Below are 15,698 nucleotides of genomic sequence, written 5' to 3' on the forward strand. Positions count from 1 at the left end.
CACCCGGGCGACGCAGCTCGACCACGCGAGGAGAGGGAACCGATGACAGAGCCGGCGAGGTACGTGCACATCGTCGACGACGTGCCCGAGCTCGACGACCTCGAGCAGGGCCCGGTGCTGATCCACTCGCTCGACGGGTTCCTGGACGCGGGGAACGCCGCCGCGATCGCCACCAAGGCGCTGCTGGCGCAGTCGTCGGGCCGGGTGGTCGCCAGCTTCGAGATCGACGCGTTCTACGACTACCGCGCCCGGCGTCCTCCGATGACGTTCTCGGAGAGTCGCTACGAGGACTATGACCCGCCCCGGCTGGTCGTGCGGCTCAACCACGACAGCCTCGGGACGCCGTACCTGCTGCTGCACGGTCCGGAGCCCGATACCCACTGGGAGGCCTTCGCGCTCGCGGTCCGTGCGGTCGTGGAGAAGCTCCGGGTGCGGCTGACCGTCTCGATGGGGGCGGTGCCGATGGCGGTCCCGCACACCCGGCCGGTGATGCTCACCAACCACGCGACCCAGGCCGACCTGCTGCTGACCGAGAACATCTGGAAGGGCCAGATCCGGGTGCCGGCCAGCGCGCAGGCGCTGCTCGAGATGCGGCTCGGCGGCTGGGGCCACCCCGCGATGGGCTTCGTCGCGCACATCCCGCACTACGTCGCGCAGTTCGACTACCCGTCCGCCGCGGCGACGATGCTGGAGTCGGTCGAGGTGGTGACCGGGCTGGAGTGGGACCTCACCGAGGTCGAGGCCGCGGGTGCCGCCAAGATGGTGGAGATCGCCGCCCAGATCGAGGACTCCGCGGAGGTGCGGGACGTGGTCTCGGGCCTCGAGCAGCAGTACGACGCGTTCCACCGGTCCGAGGAGGACGGCGACGCGCTGCCCCTCGCCGAGGAGAAGAACCTGCCGACGGGGGAGGAGCTCGGCGCCGAGTTCGAGCGCTTCCTGGCCGGGCTCGACCGGCCCAACGACGGACAAGAGTAGGAACCCGCCCGTGCCCCGTTCCGCCGACGAGCTCGTGGAGCTCCTCGACCTGGAGACCATCGACGTCAACCTCTTCCGCGGCATCCAGCCGGACACCATGCTGCAGCGGGTGTTCGGCGGCCAGGTCGCGGCGCAGTCGCTGGTGGCCGGCGCCCGCACCGTGGACCCGCCGCTGAGCGTGCACTCGCTGCACTCCTACTTCCTGCGCCCGGGCGACCCCGCCGTCCCGATCGTGTACGACGTCGAGCGGATGCGCGACGGACGCTCGTTCTCCACGCGCCGGATCGTGGCCCGCCAGCACGGGCGACCGATCTACTTCATGACCGCGAGCTTCCAGGTGCCCGAGGAGGGCTTCGAGCACCAGGACGTGATGCCCGTGGTGCCCTCGCCGGAGGACTCCACGGACGTCGCGGAGCTGTTCCGCCGGGAGTCGCCCGAGCGGGCCGAGGAGTGGCTCACCGAGTGGGCGGTCCTGGAGATGCGCGCGGTGGGTGACTCCCGCCAGGGCGGCCAGCTGCCCAACGACGAGCACCCGGCGCACTCGCGGCTGTGGATGCGGATCAGCGGGAAGCTCGACGACGATGAGCTGACCCACCGGGCGGCGTTCACCTACGCCAGCGACATGACGCTGCTGGGCTCCGCGCTGGTGCCGCACGGCGTCGCGATCTCCAGCCCCCGGGTGCAGTCCGCGTCGCTGGACCACACGGTGTGGTTCCACCGGCCGTTCCGGGCCGACGAGTGGTGGCTCTACGACCAGGTCTCGCCGTCGGCGTCCGGCGCTCGCGGGCTGGGCATCGGCCGGGTGTTCGCGCAGGACGGCCGGCTGGTCGCCACGGTCGCCCAGGAGGGCCTGATCCGCCCCCGCGGCTGACCCCGAATTACACGCGTGGCATTAGCACATCCTTGCCGCTTTCCGTGACAGACACGCCGACTACTGGTTAAGGTTGGGTGTTTCTGGGGTTCGCGGGGTTGTTGTGGCCTGTGTGGTCTGAGCCGGTTCCCCCCATCGCAACGCCTGTGGGAGGGGACCGGATGCGCCTGCGACGACTGCTCGCGGCTGCCGTGGTGACCGGAGGCCTCGTGCTGGCCGGGATGCCCGGGACGGCCTACGCGAAGAGCACCGACGGACCCGACTTCGAGATGCCGTTCGTCTGCGGGGACACCTGGACCGGCTCGAGCCGCTCCAGCCACAGCCCGAGCCACTACTCGATCGACTGGAACCGCCCCGACGACCTCGGCGCGCTGATGACCGCCGCGGCGCCGGGCGTGGTGACCAGCGTCGTGGACCTCGGCAGCCGCAGCTACGGCCGCTACGTGATCGTCGACCACGGCAGCGGCTGGAGCACGCTCTACGCCCACCTGCTCTCGCAGTGGGTGACCGTCGGGCAGAGCGTCGACCAGGGCCAGATCATCGGCCAGGTCGGCAGCACCGGCGGCAGCACCGGCCCGCACCTGCACTTCGAGGAGCGGATGAACCGCCGCGACCTCCCGTCGTACTTCCACCGCGTCACCTTCAAGATGGGCAGCACCCAGGCCTCCACGAACTGCGGCGACACGGTCGTCCCCGGCGGCGACTGGAACCGCGACGGCAGCGAGGAGCCGGCGCTGTTCCGGCGCGGCAAGGCGGCCACCTTCATCCTGCGCCGCACCGGCACCACCCCGCTGCGCGTGCGCTACGGGGTGAGCACGGACCAGCCGGTCAGCGGCGACTGGAACGGCGACGGCCTCGGCGACGTCGGCGTGCGGCGTCCCGGCTGGAAGGCGTTCCTGCTCCGCAACGCGGACGGTACGACGACCCAGGTCACGTTCGGCAAGGTCAGCGACGTCGGCGTGACCGGCGACTGGGACGGCAACGGCACCACGGAGGTCGGCGTCTGGAGTCCCGCCACCCGGGTCTTCACGCTCCGCAACGCGGACGGGTCCGCGCGGACCGTCGCGCTCGGCGCGCTCGGCGACCGGCCGGTGACCGGCGACTGGAACGGCGACCGGATCACCGACCTGGGGGTCTGGACCCCGTCGACCGGCACGTTCACGATGCGCACCCAGACCCGCGACGGTGCGGTCACCACCGCGACCGCCCAGCTCGGCACCTCCGCGGACCAGCCGGTCTCCGGCGACTGGGACGGCAACGGCACCAACGACCTCGGGGTCTGGTCGCCGTCGACCGCGACCTACCAGCTGCGGGCGACCACCGGGGTCACCTCGACGCGGATGGGCCTGCGCCGCAACTGACCCGCACCGGGTCAGAGGACGTCGGGGTCCAGGTCGAGCGTCGTGGTGTCCAGCGACTCCAGCAGGGCGAGCTGGGGCCCGGTCCGGGGCAGCTCGAACGCGTAGAAGTACCGGACCGCCGCCCGCTTGCCGTCGTAGAACCCGCCGCTCCTCCCACCCACCGCGAGCAGCTGCTCGAGCCACAGCCAGGCCACCACGACGTGCCCCAGCGCCTCGAGGTAGAGGCTGGCGTTGGCCAGCGCCAGGGCCGGGTCGCCCTTGGCCCACAGCACTCCGGTCACCCGCAGCACGTCGTCCCAGGTGCGGTCGAGCTGGGCGGCGTACGACGCGGCGTCACCGCCGGCCCCGGTCGCGGCCCGGGTCGTCGCGCGGAGCCGGTCGCCCAGCAGCCGCAGCGCGGCGCCGTCGCCCTCGACGACCTTGCGGCCGAGCAGGTCCAGCGCCTGGATGCCGTGCGTGCCCTCGTGGATCGGGTTGAGCCGGTTGTCCCGGTAGAACTGCTCGACGGGGTAGTCGCGGGTGTAGCCGTAGCCGCCGTGCACCTGGATCGCGAGGTCGTTGGCGGCCAGGCACCACTGGGAGGGCCAGGACTTCGCGATCGGCGTGAGCAGGCCCAGCAGCCGCTCGGCCCGCCGCGCGTCGTCGGGGTCCGGTGCGGTCCGGGACTCGTCGACGAGGTGCGCGCAGAACAGGATCAGCGCCAGGCCGCCCTCCACGTAGGACTTCTGGGCGAGCAGCATGCGTCGTACGTCGGGGTGCGCGGTGAGCACGACCGGAGGGGCGGCGGGATCCTTGTCCTGCAGGGCCCGGCCCTGGGTGCGGACCCGCGCGTAGTCCAGGGCGTGCAGGTAGCCGGTGTAGCCCAGGGCCACGGCGCCGGCCCCGACGCTGACCCGCGCCTCGTTCATCATGTGGAACATGTACGTCAGGCCGCGGCCCTCCTCGCCGACCAGGTGCCCGACGGCGCCCGGGGTGCCGCCCGGGGTGGTCAGGCCCTCGCCGAGGTTCAGCAGGGTGTTCGTGGTGGCGCGGTAGCCCATCTTGTGGTTCAGCCCGACCAGCGCCACGTCGTTGCGCTCGCCGACCGACCCGTCGTCGTGGACCAGGTGCTTGGGCACGATGAACAGCGAGATGCCCTTCACGCCCGGCGCCGCCCCCGGGGTCCGGGCCAGCACGAGGTGCACGATGTTCTCGCCCAGCTCGTGGTCGCCCCCCGAGATCCACATCTTGGTGCCGGTCAGCCGGTAGCTGCCGTCGTCCTGGCGGACCGCCCGGGTGGTGATGTCGCCGAGGGACGAGCCGGCCTGCGGCTCGGAGAGCGCCATCGTGCCGTACCACCGGCCCTCGACCACCGGTGCGGCGTACCGCCGGACCTGGTCCGGGGTGCCGTGCGCGACCAGCAGGTTGGCGTTGCCCTCCGCGAGGAACGGGTAGGCGAACACGCCGATCGCGGCCGCCTGGAAGAACGCCGAGCCGGCCTGGTGCACCACGAACGGGAGCTGGAGACCGCCCAGCTCGTGGTCGAAGACGCTGGCCGGCAGGCCGGAGCCGGTGTACGCCGCGAGGGCCCGAGCCACCTCGGGCGGCAGCACCACGCGGCCGTCGTCGCCGACGTACGGCTCGGCGGCATCGGTGCTCTGGTTGAGCGGCGCGAAGAAGTCGGTGGCCAGCTGCTCGCTGAGGTCGAGGACCGCGTCGAACGTGCCACGGTCGTGCTCGGCGTAGCGAGGACGCCGGGTCAGCGCCTCGGCGTCCAGCCACTCGTAGAGCAGGAAGTCCAGGTCCCGCCGGGACATGATGCGCGAGGTCGCCATGCTCAGATCGTCGCAGGGCCGAACCGGCCGAGCAGGTGGGGCTTGCCGTCCTGCGGGCGGGACAGCGCGAACACGTAGCCGTCGCCGCGGCGCGCGGACGCGAACAGCACCCGGCCGGGCAGCAGCACCGGCTTCTTGAACGCGACGTCCACGGTGACCGCCTCGGGCAGCCGGCCGTCCAGCGCGGCCAGGCAGCGGCCCTCGCTCCACATGCCGTGCGCGATCTGCCGCGGGAAGCCGAAGGCCTTGGCGGTCAGGCCGTAGAGGTGGATCGGGTTGTGGTCGCCCGAGACCGCGGCGTACCGGCGGCCGAGGTCGGCCCCGAGCTGCCAGGAGGTCCCCGTCGGCTCCGGCTGCTCGAACGCCTCCGGCTGGTCGGGCTCCCCGAGACCACTCGTCCCGACCCTCAGGAACGTGCTGGTCTCCTGCCACACCAGCTCGCCGGCGGAGTGCACGTGGGTGACCAGGTCGAAGACCCGGCCCTTGGCGTGCGGGCGCAGGCTCGCCGGGCGGGCGGTGACCTGGAGCCTCTCGGTCGCCGCGATCGGGCGCAGCTGGGTCAGCGAGTTCTCGAGGTGCACGGTGCCGACGGCCGGGAACGGGAACGAGCGGTCGGTCATGATCCGCAGGTGCAGCCCGAACGCGAGCAGGTGCGGGTAGGTGACCGGCAGGGTCTCCTTGAGCGGGAACCCGCAGACCTCGGCGTACGACGCGAGGTGCGCCCGGTCCACGGGGACGTCGTGCCGGGTCAGGGTGAGGTCCGGGAGCGTGTCGCCGGTCTTGCGGACCCCGGGCACGAGCTTGGCGCCCGGCAGCACCGGCAGCGCGGCCCGCAGCATCATCGGCAGCGTCGAGGGGGGAGCCCTGGACCACCTGCGGCTCGCCGGTCATCAGGCGCCCAGCATCATCTGGCCGCAGACCCGGACCACGTTGCCGTTCACCGCCGTCGAGCCGGGCCCGGCGAGCCACGCGATCGTCTCGGCGACGTCGACCGGCAGCCCGGCCTGGGAGAGCGCGTTGAGCCGGCGGCCCACCTCGCGGGTGGCGAACGGGACGGCCGCGGTCATCTTCGTCTCGATGAACCCGGGCGCGACCGCGTTGATCGTGATGCCGTCCTCGAGCTCGTCGGCGAGGCTGTCGACCAGGCCGATCACGCCGGCCTTGGACGCGGCGTAGTTGGTCTGCCCGAGGTTGCCGGCGATCCCGGCGATCGAGGCGACGCCGATGATCCGGCCGTTCGCGTTGACGAGCCCCTGCTGCAGCAGCTCGGCGGTGATCCGCTCCGGCGCGGTCAGGTTGACAGCGATCGCGGAGGCGAAGGTGTCCTTCTTCATGTTCATCAGCCGCTTGTCCCGGGTGATCCCCGCGTTGTGCACCACGACGTCCACCCCGCCGAACTTCTCCTTCACGTGCCGGGCGATCCGCTGCGGCGCGTCCTTGCTGGTGATGTCCAGGGTCAGGTGGTCCCCCTCGATCCCGGCGGTCACCGCCATCAGCTCGCTCGCGGCCTGGGGTACGTCGATCCCGAGGACCGTCGCGCCGTCGCGGTGCAGCACCCGGGCGATCTGCTCGCCGATGCCGCGACTGGCGCCGGTGACGATCGCGACCTTGCCGGCGAGCGGGACGGTCCAGTCCTGGACCTGCTCGGCGACGGCGGCCGCGCCGTGCGACCCGACCCGGACCACCTGGCCCGAGACGTAGGCGGACTTGGCCGACAGCAGGAACGCCAGCGTGGACGCGAGCGCCTCGTCGGCAGCCGGGACGACGTACACGAGCTGCACGGTGCCGCCGCGGCCGATCTCCTTGCCGAGCGAGCGGGTGAAGCCCTCGAGCGCGCGCTGGGCGACCCGCTCGGCGCCGGAGCCCGTGGACTCCGGCGGCGTGCCGAGCACCACCACGCGGGGGCAGGTGCCGAGGCGGCGCATCAGCGGGGTGAAGAACTCCTGGAGGTCGGCGAGCCGGTCCGAGGAGGTGAGGCCGGTGGCGTCGAACACCAGGGCCTTGTAGGTCTGCTCGCCCGGGTCGCCGACGCCGGCGTCGAGCACGGCGGCGATGCCCAGCTCGTCGAGCGTGGCGACGACCGTCTTGGCGAGCCGACCGGTGCCGCCGACGGCGACCGTGCCGTCCACGAGCGGGTCGCCCGGCTGGTAGCGCTCGAGGCGGACCGGGTTGGGCAGGCCCAGGTTCTTGGCCAGCACACGGCCGACGGGGGTGTGGACCAGGGACTGGTAGCGGTCGCTCATCGGGGTGGCTCCTCGGGGTCGGCTGCGTCGCTGCGCACGGGGCACGGGCGCCGGTGGGTGTGCTTCCGGGGCCCGGCCGGGCCAGTATGTACCCAGCAGTAACCTGGTGTAACCAGGCACCGACCCGAGGAGCTCCTCCATGCAGGCCCAGACCCGCCGCGTCGCCGTCATCGGTGGCAACCGCATCCCGTTCGCCCGCTCGAACACGGTCTACGCCACCGCGTCCAACCAGGACATGCTGACCGCCGCGGTCGACGGCCTGGTCGCCCGCTACGGCCTGCAGGGCGAGCGGCTCGGCGAGGTGGTGGCCGGTGCGGTGCTCAAGCACTCCCGGGACTTCAACCTCACCCGCGAGGCGGTGCTCGGCTCCCGGCTGGCGCCCGAGACCCCCGCCTACGACCTCCAGCAGGCCTGCGACACCGGGATCCAGGCGACCATCGCGGTGGCCAACAAGATCGCGCTCGGCCAGATCGAGGTCGGCATCGCCGGCGGCACGGACACCACCTCCGACGCCCCGATCGCGGTCAACGAGAAGCTGCGCAGGATCCTGCTGGAGGCGAACCGCGCGAAGACCCTGCAGGGCCGGCTGGCGGCGCTGGCCAAGGTCCGCCCGCAGCACCTCGCCCCGTCGATCCCGCAGAACAGCGAGCCCCGCACCCGGCTGTCGATGGGGGAGTCCGCGGCGCTGACCGCGGTCGAGTGGCAGGTCGGCCGCGAGGAGCAGGACGAGCTCGCCGTCGCCTCGCACCACCACCTCGCCGCGGCGTACGACCGGGGCTTCCTCGACGACCTCGTGACGCCGTTCCAGGGCCTCGAGCGCGACCAGAACCTCCGCGCCGACACCACGGTGGAGAAGCTCGCCGCGCTCAAGCCGGTCTTCGGCCGGGGTGCGGCCGCGACGATGACCGCCGCCAACTCCACGCCGCTGACCGACGGCGCCTCGGCGGTGCTGCTCTGCTCCGAGGAGTACGCCGCCGAGCGCGGCTGGGACGTGCTCGCCTTCTTCACGGCCTACGAGACCGCCGCGGTGGACTACGTGCACGGCGGCGAGGGCCTGCTGATGGCCCCGGCGTACGCCATGCCGCGGATGCTCGCGCGGGAGGGGCGCACCCTGCAGGACTTCGACTTCTACGAGATCCACGAGGCGTTCGCCTCGCAGGTCCTCGCGACGCTCAAGGCGTGGGAGGACCCGATCTTCTGCAAGGAGCGGCTCGGGCTCGACGCCCCGCTCGGGTCCGTCGACCGGGCGAGGCTCAACGTCGCCGGCTCGTCCCTGGCCGCGGGCCACCCGTTCGCCGCGACCGGCGGCCGGATCGTCGCGACGCTGGCGAAGCTGCTCGCCGAGAAGGGCTCCGGCTCCGGCGTCATCTCGATCTGCGCGGCCGGCGGCCAGGGCGTGACCGCGATCCTCGAGCGCTGAGCGTGCTCGTGGGGGATCAGCGGGCCCCGATGGCCATCGCCACGCTGGACGCGATGAGGTGCTCCTTGACCTGCTGCGCGGACAGCGCGGCGACCGTCGGGACGCCCGGGGCCGCCTCCTTCACGACCATCCCCACCCGGGCGAGCTGCAGGCCGCCGAGCCCGCTGGCGTAGAGCGTGTTGGCGAGCAGGTGCACGTCGTCGGTGTGGAACACCCCCGTCCCGACGCCCGCCTGGATCGCCGCGGCGACCGGGGCCAGGCAGGTGGAGATGCCCCGGCCGAGGCGGTAGACCGCGCCCTCGCTGATCTCGTCGAGCAGCTCCGGGCCCGGCCGGCGCATCAGCGTCAGCGCGCAGTCGACGAAGGCGGGGTAGGCCAGTCCGTAGTCGACGAAGGCCGCCGTGATCGCGCGCAGCCGGTCCTCGGCGGGGAGCTCCTCGCGGTCGGCCTCGTGCAGGAGCGCGGCGAGCTGCTCGAGGTAGCCGACGAGCGTCAGCGCGAACAGCTCCTCCTTGCCGGTGAAGTGCCGGTAGATGATCGCCCGGTTGATGCCCACCGCGTTGGCGATGTCCTCGATCTGCGCGTCGCGCACGCCGCGGGCGTCGAACAGGGCGCGCGTCGCGTCCAGGATCTCCTTCTCGCGGCGGCGTCGCCGGGCGGCGGCCGCGGTGCGACGGCCGTCCGGCTTCGGCTCGAGGCCGGACGGCGAGGTCATGGCCTCATGCTACGTCCGGGCTTCTCGTGTCCCCGCGGACGTCCTGCGTCAGGGCCGGTCGGCCCGACGACGGCCGGCGGCCTGCGCGTCGGCCTCGCGCGAGTAGTTCGGGTCGGTCACGAGACGGCTGTGCCGTGCGCCGTAGGCGAAGTACACGACGAACCCGACCAGCATCCACACCAGGAACCGGACCCAGGTGGCGCCCGGCAGGTTCAGCATCAGGTAGACCGCGGCCAGGATCGCCAGCACCGGGACGAAGGGGACCCCGGGGCAGCGGAACGCCCGCTCGAGGTCCGGACGGGTGCGGCGCAGCACGAGGACCCCGACGGCGACCAGGACGAAGGCGAACAGCGTGCCGATGTTGACCAGCTCCGCCAGCTCGGTCAGCGGCACCAGGGTCGAGAGCAGCGCGACCACGACGCCGGTGAGGACGGTGGTGCGGACCGGGGTGCCGAAGCGAGGGCTCACCTTGGCGAAGACCGGCGGCAGCAGCCGGTCCCGGCTCATCGCGAAGAAGACCCGGCTCTGCCCCATCATCAGGATCATCATCACCGTCGTCAGCCCGACCAGCGCCCCGATCGAGATCACGGTCGCGAAGCCGGGATGGCCCACCGACCGGAACGCCTCGGCCAACGGCGCCTCGACCTTGATGTCGGTGTACTTCACCATCCCGGTCACGACGAGGGAGACCGCGACGTACAGCACCGTGCAGATGGCGAGGGAGGACAGGATGCCGATCGGCATGTCCCGCTGCGGGTTCTTGGTCTCCTCGGCCGCGGTCGCGACGATGTCGAAGCCGATGTAGGCGAAGAAGACCAGCGCGGCGCCGGTGAAGATGCCGCTGATCCCGAAGGCCCCTGGGGCCAGGCCCAGGTCCTGGAGCAGCGACGGCGTGGGGACCGCACCGGCCGCCGCCTCCGACCCGGCCGGCGGGATGAACGGCGTGTAGTTGGCGACGTCGATGAAGAAGGCCCCGGCCACGATCACGAGCAGCACGATGCTGACCTTGATGACCACCATCACGAAGTTGACGTGCGCGGAGATCTTGATGCCGGTGCAGATCACGGCGGTGAGGACGAGCACGACGACGGCCGCGACCAGGTTGTGCCCGTCGCCGTACGCCCAGCCCGGGATGATGATGCCCGCCTGCTTCATGACGTCCGCGAAGTACGTCGACCAGCCGACCGCCACGGTGCTCGCACCCAGCGCCAGCTCGAGGATCAGGTCCCAGCCGATGACCCAGGCGACGAGCTCACCGAGGCTCGCGTAGGAGAAGGTGTAGGCCGACCCGGCCACCGGGACGGTGCTCGCGAACTCGGCGTAGCAGAGCGCGGCCAGCGCGCAGGCGATGCCCGCGAACACGAAGGAGAGCGCCACGGCCGGCCCGGCCTTGACGCCCGCGGCCTCGCCGGTCAGCACGAAGATGCCCGTGCCGATCACGACCCCGACGCCGAAGACCGTGAGCTGCAGGGCGCCGAGCTGCTTGCGCAGCTGGTGCTCGCCCTCCTCGGTGTCGGCGATGGACTGCTCGATGGTCTTGGTCCGGAACAGGTTCATGGCTCTCCCCGTGCGTGCGACGTCCCTACGTCGCAGCATGCCCTTCGTCGCCGGTTTGGTGAAGCCCCCGCACGATCTCGACGCTGTCGGCCTCGTCGGCGGTCTTGTCGTCGCGGTAGCGCAGCACCCGGGCGAAGCGCAGCGCCATCCCGGCGGGGTAGCGGGTGGAGGTCTGGATGCCGTCGAACGCGATCTCCACGACCTGCTCGGGCCGCACCGTCACGACGTGCGCCGAGCGGGACTCCTCCAGCGCCAGGAACCGATCGGTCTGCCAGGTGAGCATCTCGTCGGTCATGCCCTTGAACGTCTTGCCGAGCATCACGAAGCCGCCGGACTCCGGGTCGCGCGCGCCGAGGTGGATGTTCGACAGCCAGCCCTGCCGGCGGCCGCTGCCCCACTCGACGGCCAGCACCACGAGGTCCAGGGTGTGCCGGGGCTTGACCTTGACCCACCCGGCGCCCCGCCGGCCCGCGTCGTACGGCGCGTCGAGGGACTTGACCACGACGCCCTCGTGGCCGGCGGCGACGACCTCGGCGAACAGCCGCCGCGCCTCGGCCGGGTCGGCGGTCACGGTGCGCGGCACGACCAGCGCCGGGGGCAGCACGGTCGCGAGCCGGTCGAAGCGCTCGCGCCCGGGGGCGTCGACGAGGTCCTCGCCGTCGACGTGCAGCAGGTCGAAGAAGTACGACGTGAGCGGGACCTGCGCCCGCAGGGTCTCGACGTCGACCCGCGAGGCGGTGCGGGCGCCGGTCTCCTGGAACGGCCGGGCCCGGCCCTCGGCGGTCAGCGCGATCGCCTCGCCGTCCAGCACCAGGGTGTGGGCCGGCAGGGCGGCGACCGCCTCGACGACCTCCGGCACCCGGTCGGTGATCTCCTCCAGGCTGCGGGTGAACACCCGGACCCGGCCGGCGTGCTTGTGCACCTGGACGCGGATCCCGTCGAGCTTCGCGTCGACCGCGACAGGTCCGTCGCCGATCCGGGCCAGCGCCTCGTCGACGTCCGCGGCGCTGGAGGCGAGCATCGGCCGGATCGGGCGGCCGGGCTCCAGCCCGAACTCCGCGAGCGCCTCGACGCCCCCCGGTGAGCGCGGCGGCCGCGACCGGCAGCGTGGAGCCCGCGAACATCGAGGCCCGGCGTACGGCGGCCGCGGGCACGTCCGCGGCCACGGCGACCGCCTCGAGCATCAGCCCGTCGAGGGCGCCCTGCCGCAGCTCACCGGTGACCAGCCCGCGCAGGTAGGCCTGCTCGTCGGCGGTGGCCCGCGCGAACAGCGACTCGACCAGGGCGGTGCGCCGGGCCTGCGACCCGGGGCCGGAGACGCCGGCGATCTCCTCGAAGGCGTCGTGCACCTCGGCCACCGTCAGGCTGCCGGTGTCCGCAGGGGCGGGCAGCGAGGTCAGGCCGCGCCAGCCGAGCCCGGTGCGGCGCTGGCGCAGCACGCCGGACAGGTAGGACGTGGCGGTCGGCACCTCCGCCGGACCGGCCTGGCGCAGCGCGGCGGCGAGGGCGGCGACCTTGGCGGTGCGGGAGCGGGTCGCCCCGACCGCGGAGGACGCGGCGACGAGGTCAGAGAGGAGCACGCCGCCATTGTGTCCGAGGCCTCCGACATAGTCTGTCGCCGTGACGGAGTCGGAGCGCGTGTGGCGGCCCTCCTGGCCGTGCGACGTCCGGATGACCCTCTCGATCCTGCGCAAGGGCAGCGCGGACCCGACGTTCAAGGTCGACGACGACGGCACCGTGTGGCGCGGCATCCGCACCCCGCAGGGCACCGCGACCGTCCGGCTCCGCTCCCGCCCGACCGACGGGGAGGTGCACGCGCACGCCTGGGGCGACGGCGCCGCCTGGGCGCTGGACAGCGTGCCGTCCATGCTCGGTGCCGACGACGACGTCACCGGGTTCGCGCCGACCCACCCGGTGCTCGCGGACGCTCACCGGCGCAAGCCGCACTGGCGGGTCTGCCGCACCGGGCTGGTGATGGAGGCCCTGGTGCCGGCGATCATCGAGCAGAAGGTGACCGGCCAGGAGGCACTCGGCGGGTTCCGGAAGCTCGTGCACCGCTACGGCGAGCGCGCGCCCGGCGCCGGCACGGACCGGGGGGCTGTGGGTGCAGCCGTCGGCCGAGAGCGTCCGGATGGTGCCGTCCTGGGAGTGGCTGCGGATGCACATCGACCCGGCCCGCTCCCGCGCCGTGGTCCGGGCCGCGCAGGTCGCGCCCGCGATCGAGCGCACCGCCTCGGTGCCCGCCGACGAGGCCGACCGGCGGCTCCGGTCGCTCCCCGGGATCGGGGTGTGGACCAGCGCCGAGGTGCGCTTCCGGGCGCACGGCGACGCCGACGCGGTGAGCTTCGGCGACTACCACATCGCCAAGAACGTGGGCTGGGCGCTGACCGGGCAGGAGGTCGACGACGACGGCCTGGCCGAGCTCCTGGAGCCCTACCGGCCGCACCGCTACCGCGTCCAGCGCCTCGTCGAGCTCGCGGGCCTCGGCCGGCCGCGGCACGGACCTCGGATGGCACCGCGCCGGCACCTGCCGGCCACCCGCGGCTGACCGGCTCAGGCCGGGCGGATCCGCACCAGCACGCGGTCCCGGTTGCCCTTCGAGACGAGCCGCTCGACCAGCATGAACAGGCGGTACTCCAGGCCGTACTTCGCGCGGAACACCGCCGGCCGGTCGGGCTCGCCGAGGGAGGCGACCGCCTCCACCGGGGTGGCGCCGGGCGCGACCTTGCCGCTGCGGCTGCACGGCACCAGCTCGACGCGGCTGGTGTGCCGCAGCCGCTTGACCTTGCCGCTGCCCGCGGGCGTGGTCACCAGGAGGTCGGCGCCGTCGCGGGCGACCCACACCGGCGTCGAGACCGGCACGCCGGTCCTGCGGTAGGTCGTCAGCGAGACGAAGCGCTCGTCGCCGAGGTCGTCGAAGTCGCTCATGCGGGCCCTGCGGTGCGCGTCATGGGTCCGTCCTACCAGTGCGCACCCAACGGGCCCACGGGCAGCCCGCGCTCGGCCCAGTCCGCGAGCAGCAGCGCGGAGGCGGTGAGCGTGGCCCGCCAGGACCCGGGAGCCGAGGTCCGGTCGCTGTCGTGGAGCAGCACCGTGCCCCCCGGGACGCAGCCCGGCACCGACCCGGTGGGCGACCGACTCGGCCGTCGCGCCCCGCGTCCAGTCCCGGCCCCAGGTGGTCCACAGCACGGTGCGCAGGCCGGCCGAGCGGGCCGCGGCCAGGCCCTCGGTCGTCAGCACCCCGTACGGCGGTCGGTACCACTCCGCACGCCGACCGGTGGTCCCCGCCAGCAGGTCGGTGCTGCGCCGCAGCTCGTCGCGCAGGACGCCGGGCCGCTTCGCGGCGAGGCAACGGTGGTCCCAGCCGTGCACGGCGATCTCGTGCCCCCGGTCGGACATCTCGCGGACCAGGCCCCGGTGCGCCCCGACGTGCGCGCCCAGCACGAAGAACGTCGCCGTGACGCCGTACCGCTCCAGGAGCGCGAGGAACGCCGGGGTCGAGGCGGCGTCCGGGCCGTCGTCGTAGGTGAGGGCGACGTGGTGGCGCCCGCTGCGTCCGGCGAGCGCGGGCAGGCAGCGGTTCCGGACCGGGGCGAGCGAGGTCAGCGCCGGGGCGAGCTGGGCAGCGGCGGCGAGCCCGGCCAGCCGGGCGACCCGGCTCACGCCGGCACCCGGGCCCTGTCCGGCAGCAGCAGGTCCACCAGGTCGAGCGCGGGAGCGGCGCTCCGGCCGGCGGTCCGGGGCGCCGTGAGCGCCCGGGCCAGCGCCGGCCGCAGGTCCTCCGGGCGCCGGACCCAACGTGCCATCCCGGCCTGCTCCAGGGCGGCCGCGTTCGTCTCGCCGTGGCCGGGCAGGCAGCGGTAGCTCAGCAGCGGCGCACCCGCCGCGATCGCCTGCTGGGAGGTGAACCCGCCCGCGTTCTGGACGACCACGTCCACCGCGCGCAGCACCGCCGGCAGGTCGTCGCGCCAGCCCAGCGCGGTCACCCCGGCCACCCCGTCGAGGCGGTGCCGGAGGGCTTCGTTGTGGCCGCAGAGCACGACCGGGCGGGCCAGGCCGGTGGCCGCGACGTCGTACGCCGCCCACTCCAGCTGGCCGATGCCGAGGGCGCCGCCGGCCACCAGCGCGAGCGCGGCTCCGGAGGGCAGGCCGAGGTCGCGGCGGCTGCGGGGCCACGCCTCGCCCCCGGCGCACGCCAGCGGCGCGACCACCGCGGTGCGGCCGCCCAGGGCCCGCGCCTGGCCGGCCGGCACCGGGTGCCAGGCCAGGTGCACGTCGACGGCGGGGTGCACCCAGAGCCGGTGCACCGACATGTCGGTGAGGAACGTCGCCACGGGTACGTCGATCCGGCCGGCCGCCCGGAGCGCCCCGAGGGCCTGGCTCGCGAAGGGGTGCGTCGAGACGATGACCTCAGGGCGGTCCGCGGCGAGGCGCAGCAGGCCGCTGGCGGTGGTGCCCAGGGCCCGGGAGGTCAGGCCGCTGAGCCCTCCGGGGCGCTCGAGGCCGCGCAGCACCGTCCCCCAGGTCCCCGGGGCCCGGCGGAGCTGCTGCACGTAGCTCGCCCGGAGCAGCCGCCCGAGCCCGAGCGGGAAGAGGTCGACGACGTCCGAGGTGCGGACCGTGTGACCGCGGGCCTCGAACCGGTCGGCGATCTCCCGCGCGGCGGCGTCGTGGCCGGCACCGAAGCTCCCGGAGACGACGTCTACGAGCGCGCCGGCCCCGTGGCCCGTGCCCTGCATGCA

At 73.6% G+C, this 15,698-nt stretch carries 14 protein-coding genes and 1 pseudogene; 6 read left to right on the forward strand and 9 right to left on the reverse strand.

The window, feature by feature from the left end; all coding sequences use genetic code 11:
- Positions 1-42: 42 nt before the first annotated feature.
- The 3 genes from KRR39_RS07045 to KRR39_RS07055 all read left to right on the forward strand — a co-directional run bounded on the left by KRR39_RS07045 (position 43) and on the right by KRR39_RS07055 (position 3,207).
- Complete coding sequence (locus tag KRR39_RS07045) at positions 43-975, forward strand: proteasome assembly chaperone family protein (protein ID WP_216941354.1); 933 nt, start codon at positions 43-45, stop codon at positions 973-975.
- A 10-nt stretch (positions 976-985) separates the two neighbouring features.
- Positions 986-1,846, forward strand: coding sequence for an acyl-CoA thioesterase (locus tag KRR39_RS07050; RefSeq protein WP_216941355.1), 861 nt, complete (start codon positions 986-988; stop codon positions 1,844-1,846).
- Positions 1,847-2,007: 161 nt separating this feature from the next.
- Entirely contained in the window at positions 2,008-3,207 is a 1,200-nt protein-coding gene (locus KRR39_RS07055; RefSeq protein WP_216941356.1) for a M23 family metallopeptidase, read from the forward strand.
- An 11-nt stretch (positions 3,208-3,218) separates the two neighbouring features.
- Here the strand turns inward: KRR39_RS07055 and KRR39_RS07060 are convergent, their stop codons facing one another.
- From KRR39_RS07060 to KRR39_RS07070, 3 genes are read right to left on the reverse strand one after another with little or no spacing between them, the layout of a single operon-like run.
- Positions 3,219-5,021, reverse strand: coding sequence for an acyl-CoA dehydrogenase (locus KRR39_RS07060; protein ID WP_216941357.1), 1,803 nt, complete (start codon positions 5,019-5,021; stop codon positions 3,219-3,221).
- Between the two features lie 2 nt (positions 5,022-5,023).
- Positions 5,024-5,860, reverse strand: a complete 837-nt coding sequence (locus KRR39_RS07065; protein ID WP_254185565.1) for a MaoC family dehydratase — start codon at positions 5,858-5,860, stop codon at positions 5,024-5,026.
- Between the two features lie 51 nt (positions 5,861-5,911).
- Complete coding sequence (locus KRR39_RS07070) at positions 5,912-7,264, reverse strand: 3-oxoacyl-ACP reductase (RefSeq protein ID WP_216941359.1); 1,353 nt, start codon at positions 7,262-7,264, stop codon at positions 5,912-5,914.
- A gap of 139 nt (positions 7,265-7,403) precedes the next feature.
- Here KRR39_RS07070 and KRR39_RS07075 point away from each other — a divergent pair, with 139 nt between their 5' ends.
- The gene (locus KRR39_RS07075; RefSeq protein ID WP_216941360.1) at positions 7,404-8,684 is read left to right on the forward strand and encodes an acetyl-CoA C-acetyltransferase; all 1,281 of its coding nucleotides are present in this window, start codon (positions 7,404-7,406) and stop codon (positions 8,682-8,684) included.
- 16 nt (positions 8,685-8,700) lie between these two features.
- Here the strand turns inward: KRR39_RS07075 and KRR39_RS07080 are convergent, their stop codons facing one another.
- Genes KRR39_RS07080 through KRR39_RS25970 form a run of 3 tightly spaced genes read right to left on the reverse strand, consistent with a single transcriptional unit; the run spans position 8,701 to position 11,977 of the window.
- Positions 8,701-9,399 (reverse strand): TetR/AcrR family transcriptional regulator, encoded by a 699-nt coding sequence (locus KRR39_RS07080; RefSeq protein WP_216941361.1) that lies wholly within the window; start codon positions 9,397-9,399, stop codon positions 8,701-8,703.
- Positions 9,400-9,447: 48 nt separating this feature from the next.
- Positions 9,448-10,956: an amino acid permease gene (locus KRR39_RS07085; protein WP_216941362.1), complete on the reverse strand. Its 1,509-nt coding sequence runs from the start codon at positions 10,954-10,956 to the stop codon at positions 9,448-9,450.
- A 25-nt stretch (positions 10,957-10,981) separates the two neighbouring features.
- Entirely contained in the window at positions 10,982-11,977 is a 996-nt protein-coding gene (locus KRR39_RS25970) for an ATP-dependent DNA ligase (protein ID WP_367303711.1), read from the reverse strand.
- Between the two features lie 59 nt (positions 11,978-12,036).
- Here KRR39_RS25970 and KRR39_RS25975 point away from each other — a divergent pair, with 59 nt between their 5' ends.
- Positions 12,037-12,195 (forward strand): hypothetical protein, encoded by a 159-nt coding sequence (locus KRR39_RS25975; protein ID WP_367303712.1) that lies wholly within the window; start codon positions 12,037-12,039, stop codon positions 12,193-12,195.
- On the opposite strand, the pseudogene KRR39_RS25980 reads toward KRR39_RS25975, so the two are convergent.
- Positions 12,183-12,824: pseudogene (locus KRR39_RS25980) on the reverse strand (hypothetical protein); the annotation flags it as partial. The gene KRR39_RS25975 and the pseudogene KRR39_RS25980 sit on opposite strands and share 13 nt — an antisense overlap.
- 236 nt (positions 12,825-13,060) lie before the next feature.
- Between KRR39_RS25980 and KRR39_RS24470 the strand changes: the two are divergent.
- Entirely contained in the window at positions 13,061-13,504 is a 444-nt protein-coding gene (locus KRR39_RS24470; protein ID WP_254185566.1) for a DNA-3-methyladenine glycosylase family protein, read from the forward strand.
- A gap of 5 nt (positions 13,505-13,509) precedes the next feature.
- Here the strand turns inward: KRR39_RS24470 and KRR39_RS07100 are convergent, their stop codons facing one another.
- The gene (locus tag KRR39_RS07100; RefSeq protein ID WP_216941363.1) at positions 13,510-14,619 is read right to left on the reverse strand and encodes a PPOX class F420-dependent oxidoreductase; all 1,110 of its coding nucleotides are present in this window, start codon (positions 14,617-14,619) and stop codon (positions 13,510-13,512) included.
- On the reverse strand, positions 14,616-15,695 hold the full coding sequence (locus KRR39_RS07105) for an MGDG synthase family glycosyltransferase (protein ID WP_216941364.1): 1,080 nt from the start codon (positions 15,693-15,695) through the stop codon (positions 14,616-14,618). Before KRR39_RS07105 ends, KRR39_RS07100 begins: the two co-directional genes overlap by 4 nt.
- Between the last annotated feature and the right edge of the window lie 3 nt (positions 15,696-15,698).

The sequence above is a fragment of the Nocardioides panacis genome (assembly GCF_019039255.1).
Taxonomy (GTDB): domain Bacteria; phylum Actinomycetota; class Actinomycetes; order Propionibacteriales; family Nocardioidaceae; genus Nocardioides_B; species Nocardioides_B panacis.